The 15,287-nt window shown below is 69.8% G+C and carries 16 protein-coding genes; 4 read left to right on the forward strand and 12 right to left on the reverse strand.

The window, feature by feature from the left end; all coding sequences use genetic code 11:
• Window positions 1–16: 16 nt before the first annotated feature.
• A complete protein-coding gene (gene phbB, locus BM109_RS11260; RefSeq protein WP_093342858.1) occupies window positions 17–754 on the reverse strand; it encodes an acetoacetyl-CoA reductase in 738 nt (245 codons plus the stop codon).
• 206 nt (window positions 755–960) lie between these two features.
• Between phbB and BM109_RS11265 the strand changes: the two genes are divergently transcribed.
• Complete coding sequence (locus BM109_RS11265) at window positions 961–1,494, forward strand: CinA family protein (protein WP_093342860.1); 534 nt, start codon at window positions 961–963, stop codon at window positions 1,492–1,494.
• Between the two features lie 13 nt (window positions 1,495–1,507).
• Here the strand turns inward: BM109_RS11265 and BM109_RS11270 are convergent, their stop codons facing one another.
• Genes BM109_RS11270 through BM109_RS11290 form a run of 5 tightly spaced genes read right to left on the reverse strand, consistent with a single transcriptional unit; the run spans window position 1,508 to window position 6,556 of the window.
• Window positions 1,508–2,524, reverse strand: coding sequence for a tripartite tricarboxylate transporter substrate-binding protein (locus tag BM109_RS11270; RefSeq protein WP_093342861.1), 1,017 nt, complete (start codon window positions 2,522–2,524; stop codon window positions 1,508–1,510).
• Between the two features lie 59 nt (window positions 2,525–2,583).
• Complete coding sequence (locus tag BM109_RS11275) at window positions 2,584–3,438, reverse strand: HpcH/HpaI aldolase/citrate lyase family protein (protein ID WP_093342863.1); 855 nt, start codon at window positions 3,436–3,438, stop codon at window positions 2,584–2,586.
• Window positions 3,435–4,616 (reverse strand): CaiB/BaiF CoA transferase family protein, encoded by a 1,182-nt coding sequence (locus BM109_RS11280; protein ID WP_093342864.1) that lies wholly within the window; start codon window positions 4,614–4,616, stop codon window positions 3,435–3,437. The genes BM109_RS11275 and BM109_RS11280 overlap by 4 nt, the downstream gene beginning before the upstream one ends.
• 28 nt (window positions 4,617–4,644) lie before the next feature.
• Entirely contained in the window at window positions 4,645–5,532 is an 888-nt protein-coding gene (locus tag BM109_RS11285) for an HTD2 family dehydratase (protein WP_093342866.1), read from the reverse strand.
• A gap of 19 nt (window positions 5,533–5,551) precedes the next feature.
• Window positions 5,552–6,556 carry a tripartite tricarboxylate transporter substrate binding protein gene (locus tag BM109_RS11290; protein WP_093342867.1) on the reverse strand — a complete coding sequence of 335 codons (1,005 nt, stop codon included), beginning with the start codon at window positions 6,554–6,556 and terminating at the stop codon, window positions 5,552–5,554.
• Between the two features lie 147 nt (window positions 6,557–6,703).
• On the opposite strand from BM109_RS11290, the gene BM109_RS11295 reads away from it, so the two are divergent.
• Complete coding sequence (locus BM109_RS11295) at window positions 6,704–7,612, forward strand: LysR family transcriptional regulator (RefSeq protein WP_093342869.1); 909 nt, start codon at window positions 6,704–6,706, stop codon at window positions 7,610–7,612.
• A gap of 187 nt (window positions 7,613–7,799) precedes the next feature.
• Here BM109_RS11295 and yghU read toward each other — a convergent pair whose 3' ends face one another.
• The gene (yghU, locus tag BM109_RS11300; RefSeq protein ID WP_093342870.1) at window positions 7,800–8,681 is read right to left on the reverse strand and encodes a glutathione-dependent disulfide-bond oxidoreductase; all 882 of its coding nucleotides are present in this window, start codon (window positions 8,679–8,681) and stop codon (window positions 7,800–7,802) included.
• 28 nt (window positions 8,682–8,709) lie between these two features.
• Between yghU and BM109_RS11305 the strand changes: the two genes are divergently transcribed.
• On the forward strand, window positions 8,710–9,342 hold the full coding sequence (locus BM109_RS11305; protein WP_093342872.1) for a glutathione S-transferase family protein: 633 nt from the start codon (window positions 8,710–8,712) through the stop codon (window positions 9,340–9,342).
• Window positions 9,343–9,366: 24 nt separating this feature from the next.
• On the opposite strand, the gene BM109_RS11310 is transcribed toward BM109_RS11305, so the two are convergent.
• Together BM109_RS11310 and phaC are read right to left on the reverse strand one after the other, a co-directional pair.
• Window positions 9,367–10,545 (reverse strand): acetyl-CoA C-acetyltransferase, encoded by a 1,179-nt coding sequence (locus BM109_RS11310; protein ID WP_057596639.1) that lies wholly within the window; start codon window positions 10,543–10,545, stop codon window positions 9,367–9,369.
• 44 nt (window positions 10,546–10,589) lie between these two features.
• Window positions 10,590–12,359 carry a class I poly(R)-hydroxyalkanoic acid synthase gene (phaC, locus tag BM109_RS11315; RefSeq protein WP_093342873.1) on the reverse strand — a complete coding sequence of 590 codons (1,770 nt, stop codon included), beginning with the start codon at window positions 12,357–12,359 and terminating at the stop codon, window positions 10,590–10,592.
• A gap of 181 nt (window positions 12,360–12,540) precedes the next feature.
• On the opposite strand from phaC, the gene BM109_RS11320 reads away from it, so the two are divergent.
• The gene (locus BM109_RS11320) at window positions 12,541–12,864 is read left to right on the forward strand and encodes a hypothetical protein (protein WP_093342874.1); all 324 of its coding nucleotides are present in this window, start codon (window positions 12,541–12,543) and stop codon (window positions 12,862–12,864) included.
• Here BM109_RS11320 and pgeF read toward each other — a convergent pair.
• Genes pgeF through BM109_RS11335 form a run of 3 tightly spaced genes read right to left on the reverse strand, consistent with a single transcriptional unit; the run spans window position 12,796 to window position 15,151 of the window.
• Complete coding sequence (gene pgeF, locus BM109_RS11325; protein WP_093342876.1) at window positions 12,796–13,563, reverse strand: peptidoglycan editing factor PgeF; 768 nt, start codon at window positions 13,561–13,563, stop codon at window positions 12,796–12,798. The two genes, BM109_RS11320 and pgeF, sit on opposite strands and share 69 nt — an antisense overlap.
• Window positions 13,563–14,201, reverse strand: a complete 639-nt coding sequence (gene maiA / locus BM109_RS11330) for a maleylacetoacetate isomerase (protein ID WP_093343457.1) — start codon at window positions 14,199–14,201, stop codon at window positions 13,563–13,565. The genes pgeF and maiA overlap by 1 nt, the downstream gene beginning before the upstream one ends.
• Before the next feature lie 32 nt (window positions 14,202–14,233).
• Window positions 14,234–15,151 (reverse strand): tetratricopeptide repeat protein, encoded by a 918-nt coding sequence (locus BM109_RS11335; protein ID WP_093342877.1) that lies wholly within the window; start codon window positions 15,149–15,151, stop codon window positions 14,234–14,236.
• Between the last annotated feature and the right edge of the window lie 136 nt (window positions 15,152–15,287).

A 15,287-nucleotide genomic window follows, 5' to 3' on the forward strand; every position in this document is an offset into this window, starting at 1 on the left:
TTCTCGCGAAGCTCGCTCAGTGCATGTGCAGGCCGCCGTTGACCGAGAAGTCGGCACCGGTCGAGTAGCCGCCCTCGTCGGTGGCCAGCCACGCGATGATGGAAGCGATCTCGCTCGGTTCGCCCAGGCGCTTGACCGGGATCGTGGCGACGATCTTGTCGAGCACTTCCTGGCGGATGGCCTTCACCATGTCGGTGCCGATGTAGCCGGGGCTCACGGTGTTGACCGTCACGCCCTTGCCCGCGAGCTCTTGCGCCAGCGCCATCGTGAAGCCGTGCATGCCGGCCTTGGCCGCCGAGTAGTTGGTCTGGCCCGCCTGGCCCTTGGCGCCGTTGACCGAGCTGATGTTGATGATGCGGCCCCAGCCCTTTTCGACCATGTCTCCCACCACCTGCTTGGTGACGTTGAACATGCTGTTGAGATTGGTCTCGATGACCGCGCTCCAGTCCTCGGGCGTCATCTTGAGGAACATGCGGTCGCGCGTGATGCCGGCGTTGTTGACCAGCACGTCGATGGCGCCGTGCGCCGCCTTCGCGGCCGAGAAGGCCTCGACCGTGGATTGCCAGTCGCCGACGTTGCCGACCGAGGCGTGAAACTCGAAGCCCAGGGCTTTCTGTTCGGCCAGCCACTTCGAATAGTCGCGGGTGGGACCGCAACCGGCGACGACGCGGAAGCCGTCCTTGTGGAGACGCTGGCAGATGGCTGTTCCGATGCCACCCATGCCTCCAGTGACATATGCAACTTTCTTGCTCATGAGAAATTCCTTGTGTGTACTTGTCGAAAGCCTTTGAACGGCCGCCTTCACTCTAGCGAGTTTCGGACCACCCTCCGTCTCGGGAAAAACACTGACCCGCCGTGTTTATCGGGTGTCACGATGTATTCGCGGTACGGCGTTCCATCCATTCTCCACGCGGGCAGATACGCTCTTGCGTTCGCTTCGTTTCGAAGGAGTTCCAAAGTATGAATGGCGATGTCAGCGTAAGTCCCGAGGCGGCAAACCCTGAGCCGCTCGCGGTGCTCGCCGCGCGCGTCGGTGTGCTGCTGCGCGAGCGCGGCCAGACGGTGGCGGTGGTCGAGTCCTCGGCCGGTGGCCTGGTGTCGGCCGCGCTGCTCGCGATCCCCGGTGCCTCGGCCTACTTCCGTGGCGGCGCGGTGGTCTATTCGCGGCGCGCGGGCCGCGCGCTGCTCGGGCTCACGGCCGAGGACATGACCGGACTGCGTGGCGAGACCGAGCCCTATGCCTTGCTGGTGGCCGGCCGCGTGCGCGACAACCACCATTCGGGCTGGGGCATCGCCGAGAGCGGCGCGGCCGGTCCCTCGGGCAGCCCCTATGGCGATCCGCCGGGGCGGGTGTGCCTCGCGGTGGTCGGCGGGCCGGACGCGGTGTCCCGGAGCCGCACCATCGAGACCGGCGGCAACGACCGGCCCGCGAACATGGACCTGTTCGCGCGCCACCTGCTCGCGCTGTTCGAGCAGGTGCTGCGCGCGGGCTGACCTACCTCATGCCTTAGTCGGCCTGGACGCCGGCCGCCTTGATCACCTTGCCCCACTTGTCGATCTCGGCCACCAGATGGGTGCGCAGCCCCTCGGGCGTCTGCTTGTCGAGCGGCACGATCTCCGAGCTCAGCTCGGCCAGCCGCTGCTTCACCATGTCGTCCTGCAGGGCCGCGCGCAGCGCGACGTTGAGCTTCTCGAGCACCGCCGGCGGCGTGCCCTTGGGTGCGTAGATGCCGTGCCAGACCTTCACCTCGAAGCCCTTGAGGCCCTGCTCGTCGAGCGTGGGCAGGTTGGGCATGCTCGACAGCCGCTTGGGCGTGGTCACGCCGAACACCTTCACGCGCGTGCCGTCCTTGATCACCGGCGCGGTCTGCGTGGTCTGGTCGCACAGCAGGTCGACCTGCCCGCCCATCAGGTCGTTGAGCGCGGGGCCGGCGCCCTTGTAGGGCACGGTCGTGAGCTGCACGCCGATCTGGTGCGCGAACAGCATGCCGCAGAGCTGCGAGACCGCGCCGATGCCAGCATTGGCGAGCGAGACCTTGTCGCGGTTGGCCTTCACGTAGGTCAGCAGCTCCTGGAAGTTGTTCGCCGGGAAGTCCTTGCGCGACAGCAGGGTCATCGGCACGTCCATCACCTGGCCGATGTACTCGAAGTCCTTGAGCGGGTCGTAGTTGAGCTTCTTGTAGAGCGCGGGCGCGGTCGCCATGCCCATGTGGTGGATCAGGATGGTGTTGCCGTTGGGCGCGGCCTTGGCCACGCGCGTCGGCGCGATGGTGCCGCCCGCGCCCACCGTGTTCTCGACCACCACCGTCTGGCCCAGCGACTTGCCCATGGGCACCGCGAGCATGCGCGCCACCACGTCGGTCGGGCCGCCGGCCGAGTACGGCACCACCATCACGATCGGCTTGTCGGGCCAGGCGCCCTGGGCCGAGGCGCTCCAGGGCGCGGCCACGAGGCCGATGGCCAGGGCGGCGGCCGCGGCGAGGCGCAGGGGGCGGCGCTGGCGCGCGGGGTTCGATGCATTCATGTCTCTTGTCTCCTTCTTCTTGCCTTGGGTTGATGAACGAATGAATGTCCTGGAAAGGCTCAGGCCTGCGCAGCGAGCGCGAGCAGGCGCTGCGCGAGCCTGACCACCGGCGCGTCGACCATGCGGCCGTCGAGGTTCACGACCCCGCCGCCGGCCTGCGCCACGGCCTCGACCACGCGCCGCGCCCACGCCACCTCCTCGGCGCCGGGCCCGAGCGCCGCATGCACCGTAGCGACCTGCGCGGGATGGATGCAGAGCTTGGCGCCGAAGCCGCCGCGCCGCGCGCGCGCCGCCTCGGCCGCGAGCCGCTCGGGGTCGCGCCAGTCGGTCGCGATGCCGTCGATGGGCGCGGCCAGGTTGGCGCGGCGCGAGGCCAGCACCAGCGCGAGCCGCACCGGCACCAGCTCGGCCTCCTGCGCGTCGCAGGCCATGCCGAGGTCGGCCTGGAAATCGAGGTGCCCGAAGGCCAGCCGCAGCACCTGGGGCGCGGCGGCGATCGCATCGATGGCCGCGAGGCCCGCGGCCGATTCGATCAGCGGCACCAGCACGGCTTGCGGTCCGGCGGCCTCGGCCAGCCGTGCCAACTGGTCGGCGCTCTCGGCCTTGGGCAGCACCACGCCCGCGATGGCGCGCGCCGCCGCGAGCCGCGCGACCAGCGCGAGGTCGTCGGCATGCCAAGGCGTGCCGGGCGCATTGATGCGCAGCAGCAGGCGCGCGCGGTCGGCCGCGGGCAGCGCGCCGAAGACTTCGGGCAGGGCCTCGCGCGCGGCGGCCTTGCGCTCCGGCGCGACCGCGTCCTCGAGATCGACGATGGCCGCGCCGGCGCCGCTGGCCAGCGCGCGCGCATGGCGCTCGGGCCGGTCGGCCGGCACGAACAGGAAGGTGCGCGCGAGCCCCAGGGCCTGGGCGCTCATACGGCCTTGGTCTCGCGCAGCGCCGCGATCTGTTCCTCGCTGCGGCCCAGCGCGCGCAGGATCGCGTCGGTGTGCTCGCCCACGGCGGGGATGGCGTCCATGCGGTAGTCGAAGGCGCTCTGGCGCCCGGCCGGCAGCAGCGCGGGAATGGGCCCGGCCGGCGAGTCCACCTGGCGCCAGCGCTCGCGCGCCTGCAGCTGCGGATGCGCCCAGAGCCCGGCCATGTCGTTCATGCGCGCGTTGGCGATCTGGGCGGCGTCGAGGCGCTCGAGCACCTGGGCAGTGCTCAGCGCGCCGAACAGGCCGACGATGATGGCGCGCAGTTCCTCGCGGTGTTCGTTGCGCCGCGCATTGCTGTCGAAGCGCGCGTCGGTGGCCAGCGCGGGCTGCAGCAGCACCTTCTCGCAGAACAGCTTCCACTCGCGCTCGTTCTGCAGCCCCAGCATCACCGTGCCGCCGTCGCCCGCCGGGAACGGGCCGTAGGGATAGATGGTGGCGTGCGAGGCGGCACTGCGCGGCGGCGGCGTCGCGTCCTGGTAGGCGTAGTACATCGGAAAGCCCATCCACTCGGCCAGCGACTCGAGCATCGAGACGTCGATGTGCGAGCCCTTGCCGGTCTTGCCGCGCTGGAGCAGCGCGGCCAGGATGCCGGTGTAGGCATACATGCCCGCGGCGATGTCGGCGATGGAGTTGCCCGACTTGCAGGGGTCCTCGGGCGTGCCGGTGACCGAGAGGAAGCCGGCCTCGCTCTGGATCAGCAGGTCGTAGGCTTTCTTGTCGCGGTACGGGCCGTCCTCGCCATAGCCCGAGATGTCGCAGACGATGAGCCGCGAGTACTTGGCCTGCAGCGCCTGCGCGCCCAGCCCCATGCGTGACGCGGCGCCCGGCGCGAGGTTCTGCACCAGCACGTCGGCGCCAGCCACCAGTTCCTGCAGCACCTCGAGCGCGGCGGGCTGTTTGAGGTCGAGCGAGATGCTTTCCTTCGAGCGGTTGACCCAGACGAAGTGCGAGGCCTCGCCGGCCACGCGCTGGTCGTAGGCGCGCGCGAAGTCGCCCACGCCCGGGCGCTCCACCTTGATGACGCGCGCGCCGAGGTCGGCGAGCTGGCGGGTGCAGAAAGGCGCCGCGATCGCATGTTCGAGCGACACCACCGTGATCCCGTCGAGGGGTCTTGTCATGGCTTGATTTCCCGAGAAAAGAAGAAGCTCAGGCCAGCACCGCGGTGGCCTGCATCGTGAGCCAGCCCTCGGCGTCCTCGCCCCAGAGTGCGAAGCTCTTGCCGTCGGCGCCGGGCTTGCCATGCACGCGGAACGGCGCGATGTCGAAGGTGGGCCGCACGGCGCGGAACTCGAAGCGCGCGAGCGGCGCATCGCCCGTGTGCCGGCGCAGCAGGTCGACCAGCAGGGTCGCGATCAGCGGGCCGTGCACGATCAGGCCCGGATAGCCCTCGACCTCGGTGACGTAGCGCCGGTCGTAGTGGATGCGGTGGCCGTTGAAGGTCAGTGCCGAGTAGCGGAACAGCAGCACGTCGTCGGGCACGATGTCGCGGCTGAAGGTGGCGTCCTTCGGCGCGACCTTGGGCGCCGGCGCGGCCTCGCCGGGTTGCGGCGCGGCGCGGTAGACGATGTCGTGTTCCTCGGTCAGCGCGAGGCCGCGCGCGTTGTGCACCTCGTGGCGCACCAGCACGAACACCAGCTCGCCGCTGCGGCCGGTCTTGTGCTCGACCGAGACGATGGTCGAGCGCCGCTCCACCGTGTCGCCCACGGCCAGCGGATTGCCGGCCTCCCAGCGCAGCCGGCCGCCGCCCCACATGCGGCGCGGCAGCGGCACCGGCGGCAGGAAGCCGCCGCGCTTCGCGTGGCCATCGGGGCCGATCTCGGACTGGCGGTGGTGCGGCAGGAAATAGAGCCAGTGCCACAGCGCGGGCAGCGGCGTGCCGGCGGCCGGCGAGGGATCGTCGCGGTCGAGCGTGGCCGAGAGCGCGCGCACCGGGCTCGCGACGATCTGGTCGTGCAGGGTTTCGCTGCGGCCCTGCCAGGCCTGCAGGCCGGCGAGCGCGGCGGCGTCGATGGCGGGGGTGTCGTGTGGGGTCATCCGTTCTCCTGAATCCGGGTCAATCGACCGAGGCGCCCGATTGCTTGACGATGCGCGCCCACTTGCCGAGGTCGTCGTGCAGCAGCGCCGCGAACTGCTCGGGCGAGGTCGGCGGCGCGACCTCCACGCCCTGCTGCTCGAGCTTCTCGCGCAGGTCCTTCGCGGCCAGCGCCTTGTGCATGGTGTCCTGCAGCTTCGCGAGCACCTCGCCCGGCACGCCGGCGGGCGCGAACAGGCCGATCCACAGGGTGCCGTCGTAGCCCGGCACCGCCTCGGCGATGGCGGGCACGTCGGGCAATGCCGGCGAGCGCTTCGCGCCGCTGACGGCCAGCGCGCGCAGCTTGCCGGCCTTGATGTGCGGCAGCGCCGAGGGCAGGCTCGCGAACACGATCGGCAACTGGCCGCCGAGCACGTCGTTGATGGCCGGTGCCACGCCCTTGTAGGGCACGTGCTCGAGCGAGAGGCCGGCCATGCTGTTGAGCATCTCGCCGAGCAGGTGGTTGAGCGTGCCGTTGCCGGCCGAGGCGTACTGGTAGTGCGCGCCCTTCTGCCGCGCGAGCGCCAGCAACTCGGGCAGGGTCTTGGCGGCGAAGCCGGGGTTGACCAGCAGCACGTTGGGCACGGCGCCGATCAGGCCCACGGGCTTGAAGTCCTTCTCGGGATCGAAGCCCGGGTTGCGATAGAGCGCGGGGTTGATCGCCTGGCTGCTGCTGATGGTCATCAGCAGCGTCTGGCCGTCCTTCGGCGCCTTGGCCGCGAGCTGCGTGCCGATGTTGCCGCCCGCGCCGGGGCGGTTGTCGACCACCACGCCGACGCCGAGCAGTTCGCCGAGCTTCTGGCCCACGAGCCGGCCGACGATGTCGTTGGTGCCGCCCGCGGCCTGCGGCACGATCAAGGTGACGGGGCGCGTGGGATAGGTGCTGGCCGCCGGCTGCGCCGAGGCGCCGGCCGACAGCACGGCGATCCATGCCCCGGCGAACCACGAGAAAAGAGAAGAAGAAAGCGCCGTTGCGCGAGAACCCATGCCTGTCTCCGGTGTGTTGTAAGGGCCGCGGTGCTCCCCGGCCATGGCGGCATGGTGCGCCGCGCCTCCACGTCGGCGCAATCTCCGATTTCGGAACCCAGCCTTCGGCCTTGCCGAAGCCTCGCGGTCGCTTGCTACCATCGGGCCATGCTTTTCGACCTCACCGACCTGCGGCTGTTCGTGGCCACGGCCGAGCTCGGCAGCCTCACGCGCGCGGCCGACCGGCAGCACCTGTCGCTGGCCGCGGCGAGCGCGCGCATCAAGGCGCTCGAGAACCAGGCCGGCCTGCAGCTGCTGCAGCGCGAGGCGCGCGGCGTGCGCCTGCTGCCGCCGGGCGAGGCCTTCCTGCACCACGCGCGGCTGCTGCTGAACCAGACCGACCAACTGCGCAGCGACCTGCTCGAGTACGGCGGCGGCCTGCGCGGCCACCTGCGCGTGTTCGCCAACACCACGGCCGTGACCGACTTCCTGCCCGAGATCCTGCCGGCCTTCCTCGCCGCCAATCCGCGCATCAACGTCGACCTTCAGGAAAAACCGAACGCTCAGATCCCGCGCGGCGTGCGCGACGGACGCGCCGACATCGGCATCGTCGCGGGCAGCGTCGACACCCTGGGCCTGGAATCGATCCACTTCAGCACCGACCGGCTGGTGCTCGTGACCTCGCGCCAGCACCGCTTCGCGCACCTGCGCACCATCGCCTTCGCCGAGACGCTTGACGAGGACGCCATCGGCATGCAGCAGGGCAGCACGCTGCAGGCTTTCCTGGGGCAAGTCACGGACCGCATCGGCAAGCGCCAGAAGCTGCGCATCCAGCTCGGCAGCTTCGACGCCATGTGCCGGATGATCGGCAGCGGCGTGGGCATCGGCGTCGTGCCCGAGTCGGCCGCGCGCCGCAACCAGGAGGGCATGAAGCTCGCGCTGATCGAGCTCAGCGACGCCTGGTGCGTGCGCGAGCGCTATCTGCTGGTGAGGGAACGCGCGGCGCTGCCGGTGTATGCGCAGGCGCTGGTGGCCACGCTGTGCCGCCACTACGCGGCCGATGCGGCCGGCGCCTGAGGGAGGTTTTCCGTGGGACTGCGCCTACTTGCGCGCGACTCCTGAGTTCCGCCGCTTCATCCCCACTTTCTGTGCACAACTTTGGGGACAACTCATGTGGAGCCTTGTAAAACGAATTTAAGTCGTTGTTTTATAAAGAGATTCCACACTTTGCTCAAAAAACGGGCGGTGTACAAGATCAACAGGCTCAGCCCCGGTTGGCGCCGAGCTTGTCCTGCGTGCGGGTCTGGAAGTCGCCTGCGTCGTGGCGCTCGTGCAGCTGGCTCTCAGGCTGGCCCCAGGCGCGGTTGACCATGCGGCCGCGCTGCGCCGCGGGGCGTTGCGCGATCTCGTCGTTCCAGCGCAGCACGTTCCTGTATTCGCTCACCTGCAGGAACTCGCCCGATTCGTAGAGCTGCCCCTTGGCGAGGGCGCCGTACCAGGGCCAGACCGCGATGTCGGCGATGGTGTAGTCGTCGCCCGCGAGGTAGCGGCTCTCGGCCAGCCGGCGATCGAGCACGTCGAGCTGGCGCTTGACCTCCATCGCGAAGCGGTCGATCGCGTACTCGATCTTGGTCGGCGCGTAAGCGTAGAAGTGGCCAAAGCCGCCGCCCAGGTAGGGCGCGCTGCCCATCTGCCAGAACAGCCACGACAGGCATTCGGCGCGCGCCGCGCGCTCGGTCGGCAGGAAGGCATTGCCGAACTTCTCGGCCAGGTACTGCAGGATCGCGCCCGACTCGAACACGCGGATCGGCGTGGCGCCGCTGCGGTCCAGCAGCGCGGGAATCTTGGAGTTGGGATTGACGGCCACGAAGCCACTGCCGAACTGGTCACCCTCGCTGATGCGGATCAGCCAGGCGTCGTATTCGGCGCCCGCGTGGCCCAGCGCCAGCAGTTCCTCGAGCATCACCGTCACTTTCACGCCGTTGGGCGTCGCCAGCGAATAGAGTTGCAGCGGATGCCGTCCCACCGGCAGGTCCTTCTCATGGGTGGCACCCGCGATCGGGCGATTGATGTTCGCGAAGCGGCCGCCGCTTTCCTTGTTCCAGGACCAGACGGTGGGCGGCGTATAGGCGGTCGTGCCATTCATGCAATGAGTTCCAGGAGTTGGACAGACGATGATCATTCTCTATGACTGCGCCACAGCGCCGAGTCCGCGCCGCGCGCGCATCCTGCTGGCCGAGAAGGGCATTGCCCACGAGACGGTGCAGGTCGACCTGGTTCGTGGTGAGCAATTGGGCGCGGCCTACCGCGCGATCAATCCGCAATGCACGGTGCCGGCGCTGCGCACCGAAGAAGACGGCCTGCTGACCGACAACGCCGCCATCGCGGCCTGGGCTGAGGCGCGCCATCCCGAGCCGCCGCTGATGGGCCGCACGCCGGTCGAGAAGGCCGAGGTCGCGAGCTGGCACTGGCGCGTGGAATTCGAGGGCCTGCTGGCGATCGCCGAGACCCTGCGCAACGGCTCGCCGGCCATGGCCGACCGCGCGCTGCCGGGCCCGGTGAACTACGCGCAGATCCCCGAGCTCGCGCAGCGCGGGCTGGCGCGGGTGCAGCATTTCTTCGAGACGCTGAACGACCGGCTGGCCGGCCGCGAGTTCATCGCGACCGACCGCTTCAGCCTGGCCGACATCACCGCCGTGGTGGCGGTGGATTTCGCGCGCATCGTGCGCGTGAAGCCCGGGGAACAGCACCCCGAGCTGATGCGATGGCGCGCGGCGATGGCGCAGCGGCCGTCGATGTCGCTCTGAGCGACGACGGCAGCTGCTGGGGGATCAACGCTCGATGGTGAGCGCCACGCCCATGCCGCCGCCGATGCACAGCGAGGCGATGCCCTTCTTGGCGTTCTGGCGCTGCATCTCGTGCAGCAGCGTCACCAGGATGCGGCAGCCCGACGCGCCGATCGGATGGCCAATGGCGATGGCGCCGCCGTTGACGTTGACCTTGTTGATGTCCCAGCCCATTTCCTTGTTCACGGCGCAGGCCTGCGCAGCGAAGGCTTCGTTGATCTCGAGCAGGTCGAGGTCGGCGGCCTTCCAGCCGGCGCGCTGCAGCGCCTTGGTCGAGGCGGGCACCGGGCCCATGCCCATGATCGCGGGGTCGAGGCCGGCGGTGGCATAGCTGGCGATGCGGCCCAGCGGCTTGAGGCCGAGGGCGGCCGCCTTCTTGGCGGTCATCACGAGCACGGCGGCGGCGCCGTCGTTCAGGCCCGAGGCATTGCCCGCGGTCACGCCGCCGGCCTTGTCGAAGGCGGGACGCAGGCCGGCCAGGCCTTCGGCGCTGGTCTTGCGGTTGATGAACTCGTCCTTGTCGAAGACGACCGGGTCGCCCTTCTTCTGCGGGATGGTGACGGGAACGATCTCGTCCTTGAACTTACCGGCGTCCTGCGCGGCGGCGGCCTTGGTCTGGCTGGCGAGCGCCAGTTCGTCCTGCGCGGCGCGGTCGATGCCGTACTTCTTGGCCACGTTCTCGGCCGTGATGCCCATGTGGTACTGGTTGTAGACGTCCCACAGGCCGTCGACGATCATGGTGTCGACCAGCTTCCAGTCGCCCATGCGCTGGCCGTTGCGCGAGTTCGGCAGCACGTGCGGCGCGAGGCTCATGCTCTCCTGGCCGCCGGCCACGACGATGTCGCTGTCACCCGTGGCGACCGCCTGGGCCGCGAGCATCACGGCCTTCAGGCCCGAGCCGCAGACGGCGTTGATCGTGAGCGCGGGCGTTTCCTTGGCGCCGCCGCTCTTGAGCCACGCCTGGCGCGCGGGGTTCTGGCCGGCACCGGCCGCGAGCACCTGGCCCATGATGGCTTCGCCGACCTGCTCGGGCGTGAGGTTGGCACGCGCGATCACTTCCTTGATGACGATGGCGCCCAGTTCGGTGGCCGCGATGCCGGCGAGCGAGCCGCCGAACTTGCCGACGGCGGTGCGCGCGGCCGAAACGATGACGATGTCTTCCATGAGGTTCTCCGTTGAGGTGATTTGAAATTCGCGAATGCGGTGCGTCAGGCACGGGCCTTGACGTAGCGACCCGGGGCGGGCTCGATGGCCTGGTAGGCCTTGCCCTTGCCGTAGGTCTTGGGCGCGGGGATCTGCTTGCCCGCGTGGCCCTTGAGCCACTGGGACCAGTCGGTCCACCAGCTGCCCGGATGCTCCTGCGCGCCGGCCAGCCATTCGGCCTGCGTCTTCGGCAGCTTGCCGTCGGCGCGGATCCAGTGGCTGCGCTTGTTCTTGGCCGGCGGGTTGATCACGCCCGCGATGTGGCCCGAGGCGCCCATCACGAAGCGCTTCTTGCCCGGCAGGATCTGGGTCGAGGCGTAGGCGCCGCCGATCGGCACGATGTGGTCCTCGCGCGAGCCGTAGACGTAGGCCGGGATGTCGATGCGGCGCAGGTCGATCTTCTCGCCGCAGACCGTGAGCGCATCGGGCTCTGCCAGCTTGTTCTCGTGGTACGTGTTGCGCAGGTACCAGGCGTAGAACGGGCCCGGCAGGTTGGTGGCGTCGCTGTTCCAGTAGAGCAGGTCGAAGGGCGGCGGGGTCTCGCCCTTGAGGTAGTTGCCCACCACGTAGTTCCAGACCAGGTCGTTGGGACGCAGGAAGCTGAAGGTGGAGGCCAGGTCGCCGCCGGGCAGCAGGCCGCCCTTGCCGAGCTGCATCTCGCGGTACTGCACCATGGGCTCGTCGACGAAGATGTCGAGGATGCCGGTGTCGCTGAAGTCGAGGAAGGTGGTCAGCAAGGTGACCGAGGCGGCCGGCTTCTCGCCGCGCGCGGCCAGCACCGCGAGCGCGGTCGACAGGATGGTGCCGCCGACGCAGAAGCCCAGCGTGTTGATCTGCGGGCTGCCGCTGATCTCCTGCACGCGGTGGATGGCCTCGATCGCGGCCTGCTCGATGTAGTCGTCCCAGGTGGCCTGCGCGAGCGACTCGTCGGGATTGCGCCAGCTCACCACGAACACGCGGTGGCCCTGCTCGTTGGCATAGCGGATCAGCGAGTTCTCGGGCTGCAGGTCGAGGATGTAGAACTTGTTGATGCACGGCGGCACCAGCAGGAACGGGCGCTCGTAGACCTTGGCGGTCAGCGGCTTGTACTCGAGCAGCTGGAAGAACGCGTTCTCGAACACCACCGCGCCCTCGGTGGTGGCGACGTTGCGCCCCACTTCGAAGGCGCTCTCGTCGGTCATGCTCAGGTGGCCCTGGCGCACGTCGTGCAGCAGGTTCTGGATGCCCTTGGCGATGCTCTCGCCCTGGGTCTCGATGGCCTTCTTCTGCGCCTCGGCATTGAAGGCCAGCGAGTTGCTCGGCGACGAGGCCGCCATCCACTGCTCGACCGCGAAGCGCAGCCGCGCCTTGGTCTTCTCGTCGGCATCGATGGCCTCGGCCATCTTCAGCAGCGTGCGGCCATTGAGCAGGTAGATCGCGGCCGAGAAGGCCGACAGCGGGTTGCCGCTCCAGGCCTCGCCGGCGAAGCGCCGGTCGCCCTCGGGCCTGGCCTGGAAGCCCTGGCCCCAGAGCGCGGTGGCCTCGGCGATGTACTGCTGCTGGATGGCCTGCAGCGCCGCGGGATCGATCGAGAACTTGGGCAATTCCGGCATCGCGCCCAAGGAAGGCATGCCGGGCATCTCAGGTATTTGCGGCATCTGCCATAGGGGCTTGCCATTGCCGGTCCAGGCGCCCTGCCCGGCCGGCTGCTGGAAGGACTCCAGCGCCTTGCGCCACCCCTGGGTGAGCGCCTGTTGAAAGGGTTCGAACGCGTCGGCCCCCGTTGCTTTCGTCATGGTGTCTCCTGCTCCTCGCCTGAAATCGATCCGGATGGCTTTGCGTCGTTTGAGTATGCTGCATTCGCAAGACGCTCACAACGCCGCGCCGGCGCGGTCCGGACCCCGGTGGCCGTCATCGCACGGCCGGTGTGGAAACACGCTTTACTTCCTCTTTCGTTCGCCCCGCTCTCCTTTTCCCATGTTCATTCATCTCGTCGTGATCGGCTGGCTCTACGTGGTGCTGATGATGGCGGTGGCCGAGGCCACCAACACCACCGGCACCGTGCTCGGCGCCATCATCACCTTTCTACTGTACGGGCTCGCCCCCGTGACACTGGTGGTTTACCTGATGAGCACGCCCGCGCGGCGGCGGGCGCTGAAGGAAAAGGAGCTGGCCGCGCAGGAGGCGGCACGGCGCGCGGCCGCCGAGGAACTGGCGGCGCAGGCCGGGCATTCAGACCTTCCAGACCAGCGCGGCGAAACGCCCGCTGACCCCGTCGCGCCGGTGCGAAAAGAACCCTGAGGCATTGCGCACGGTGCACCAGGCGTCGCCGCCGTCGTTGCCGTGGATCCGATCGATGCCGAGCGCGCGCAGCCGCTGGCGCGCGAGCGCGGGCAGGTCGGCCAGCCACTTGCCTGGCGCGGCGCCCGGCCGGAAGCAGCCGGCCGCCTCGAGCGCATGGGCCTCGAAGGCGGCCTTGACCTCGGCGCCGACCTCGAAGGCCGAGGGGCCGATGCAGGGGCCGAGCCAGGCGATGACCTCGCTGCCGGCTTGCCCGTCGTCCTCGAAAGAGCGGAAGGCCTGCTCCAGCACGCCGCCCGCGAGCCCGCGCCAGCCCGCATGGGCGGCCGCCACGCGGTGGCCCGCGGTGTCGCAGAACAGCACCGGCAGGCAGTCGGCGACCATGATCGTGCAGGCCGTGCCCGGCACCGTGGCGGTGCAGGCATCGGCCGCGGTGCCGTCGGCCACGCCTGGCACATCGAGCGACACCAGGCCCGTGCCGTGCACCTGCTGCAGGAACACCGGCCGCGTGCCGATCGCCTCGCGCAGCCGCGCGCGGTTGGCCGCGACATGGGCCGGGTCGTCGCCGACGTGGTCGCCGAGGTTGAAGCTGGCGTAACGCCCCTGAGGCCCCTGCGAGACGCCGCCCTCGCGCGTGGTGCAGACCGCGCGCACATGGGCCGGCACCGGCCAGTCGGGCACCAGCCAGGGCTGCGCCATCAGGCCTCCGCGTCGGGCGACTGCGAGGGCTGCGCGCGCTGGAAGGCGTCGAGCTGCATGCAGGCGTCGAAGGCGGCCATGCTGCGCGGCAGGTCGCTGAAGTCGCAGTCGAAGCGGCGGCCGTTGAAGACCTGCGGCACCAGGCAGCAGTCGGCCAGCGTAGGCTTCTCGCCCCAGCAGAAGGTGCTGGCGGGCTGCAGCGCGAGCTGGCGTTCGAAGGCCAGCATGCCGTCGCGCACCCAGTGGCGGTACCAGGCGTTCTTGGCCTCCTCGTCGAGCTTCAGGTCCTTCACCAGGTACTTGAGCACGCGCAGGTTGTTCAGCGGATGGATCTCGCAGGCGATCGACTGCGCCAGCGCGCGCACGTGGGCACGGCCCGCGGGATCGCTCGGCAGCAGCGGCGGCTCGGGATGCACCTCGTCGAGGTACTCCATGATCGCCAGCGACTGCGAGAAGCGCTCGCCCTCGTCCTCCAGCATCGGCACCAGCTTGTCGGCCGAGATCGCCGCGTACGGGCCGGTGCGGTGCTCGCCGCGCGCGATGTGCACGGGGATGTATTCGTAGTCGAGTCCCTTGAGCTCGAGCGCGATGCGCACGCGGAACGAGGAGGAGGAGCGGAAGTAGTTGTGCAGCTTCATGGTCATGGTTTCGAGGATAGCGTCGGTGCGATTCATGAGCGGGGCGCTGCGGCAAGCACGCAGCGCAGGTCGCGCGGGGCGGCCGCGGGATGTTCCCGCTGCCAGTCGTCGAGCAGGGCGCGCGCCGCGGCCTCCCCGCGCGTGGCCAGGCCCAGGCGCCAGGGCCCGCGCGGGCCCACGGTCTGGTCGGCCGGATGTTCGTGGCCCTCGCCGTCGCCGTAGGGCCGGCCTTCGGAACAGGCCGCGCACAGCATGCGGATGCCGAGACTCCAGTTCTCGGCGCCGTCGCCCACCGCGTGGAAGCGCGTGATCAGGGTGGCGATCTCGTCCTGCGACGCCTCCTCGATCCAGAGCTCGAAGGTGGCGTAGTCGGAAGGCGCGATCAGCGCGAGCGCATCGAACACCGCCACCTCGCGCCCCTGGTGCAGCCGGTAGCCGTTGGGCGCGCCGTCGTGCAGCACGAGATCGCCGTAGCGGTGGCCCGAGCCCGGCAGCGGCACGTTGCGCAGGATGGCGCGCGCGGGATCGATGCGGTCGGCCCACAGCACCTCGCTGGCCTCGTCGCCATGCACGCGGATCGGCGTCAGGCCGGCGAAGTGGTCGACCGGGCCCTCGCCCTCGGCCAGCGGGATGCCGTAGAGGCGCCAGGCGCGCCGCGCCGTGGCCCAGTCGCCGAGCGCGGTGGCGGCGATGCCGAGGTTCCAGACCGCGCCCTCGTTGCCCGGATCGCACTGCACGGCGCGCGCATTGGCCTCGAGCGAGGCGGCCCAGTCGCCGCGGTACTTGTGGATCAGGCCGGCGTTGTACCAGGGCACGGCCCAGTCGGGACGGTGGCTGCTGGCCTCGGCATAGGCCTGCAGCGCGCCGTCCTCGTCGCCGTCGTCCTGGCGCGTGTTGCCGAGGTCGTTGCAGGCCTGGGCCTTGCCGGCTTTTCCGAATCGAAGGGGCATGGGGAGGAGCGAAGCGGTGGCGGGGCGGAAAACGGGCCGTATTCTGCGCCCTGAACGCGGCACCTCGGCCCGCATACCCTGATGGCCGGCCCCGGTGCCCGGCGGCCGGCCGGCGCCTCTGGCACACTGCCGGCTT

Origin of the sequence: Variovorax sp. PDC80 (assembly GCF_900115375.1) — a bacterium.
In the GTDB taxonomy this organism is placed as follows: domain Bacteria; phylum Pseudomonadota; class Gammaproteobacteria; order Burkholderiales; family Burkholderiaceae_C; genus Variovorax.

Bases quoted from the DNA above. Each gene is read 5' to 3' on its own strand.
- phbB (WP_093342858.1), bottom strand. From the start codon at position 754: ATGAGCAAGAAAGTTGCATATGTCACTGGAGGCATGGGTGGCATCGGA.
- BM109_RS11265 (WP_093342860.1), top strand. From the start codon at position 961: ATGAATGGCGATGTCAGCGTAAGTCCCGAGGCGGCAAACCCTGAGCCG.
- BM109_RS11270 (WP_093342861.1), bottom strand. From the start codon at position 2,524: ATGAATGCATCGAACCCCGCGCGCCAGCGCCGCCCCCTGCGCCTCGCC.
- BM109_RS11275 (WP_093342863.1), bottom strand. From the start codon at position 3,438: ATGAGCGCCCAGGCCCTGGGGCTCGCGCGCACCTTCCTGTTCGTGCCG.
- BM109_RS11280 (WP_093342864.1), bottom strand. From the start codon at position 4,616: ATGACAAGACCCCTCGACGGGATCACGGTGGTGTCGCTCGAACATGCG.
- BM109_RS11285 (WP_093342866.1), bottom strand. From the start codon at position 5,532: ATGACCCCACACGACACCCCCGCCATCGACGCCGCCGCGCTCGCCGGC.
- BM109_RS11290 (WP_093342867.1), bottom strand. From the start codon at position 6,556: ATGGGTTCTCGCGCAACGGCGCTTTCTTCTTCTCTTTTCTCGTGGTTC.
- BM109_RS11295 (WP_093342869.1), top strand. From the start codon at position 6,704: ATGCTTTTCGACCTCACCGACCTGCGGCTGTTCGTGGCCACGGCCGAG.
- yghU (WP_093342870.1), bottom strand. From the start codon at position 8,681: ATGAATGGCACGACCGCCTATACGCCGCCCACCGTCTGGTCCTGGAAC.
- BM109_RS11305 (WP_093342872.1), top strand. From the start codon at position 8,710: ATGATCATTCTCTATGACTGCGCCACAGCGCCGAGTCCGCGCCGCGCG.
- BM109_RS11310 (WP_057596639.1), bottom strand. From the start codon at position 10,545: ATGGAAGACATCGTCATCGTTTCGGCCGCGCGCACCGCCGTCGGCAAG.
- phaC (WP_093342873.1), bottom strand. From the start codon at position 12,359: ATGACGAAAGCAACGGGGGCCGACGCGTTCGAACCCTTTCAACAGGCG.
- BM109_RS11320 (WP_093342874.1), top strand. From the start codon at position 12,541: ATGTTCATTCATCTCGTCGTGATCGGCTGGCTCTACGTGGTGCTGATG.
- pgeF (WP_093342876.1), bottom strand. From the start codon at position 13,563: ATGGCGCAGCCCTGGCTGGTGCCCGACTGGCCGGTGCCGGCCCATGTG.
- maiA (WP_093343457.1), bottom strand. From the start codon at position 14,201: ATGAAGCTGCACAACTACTTCCGCTCCTCCTCCTCGTTCCGCGTGCGC.
- BM109_RS11335 (WP_093342877.1), bottom strand. From the start codon at position 15,151: ATGCCCCTTCGATTCGGAAAAGCCGGCAAGGCCCAGGCCTGCAACGAC.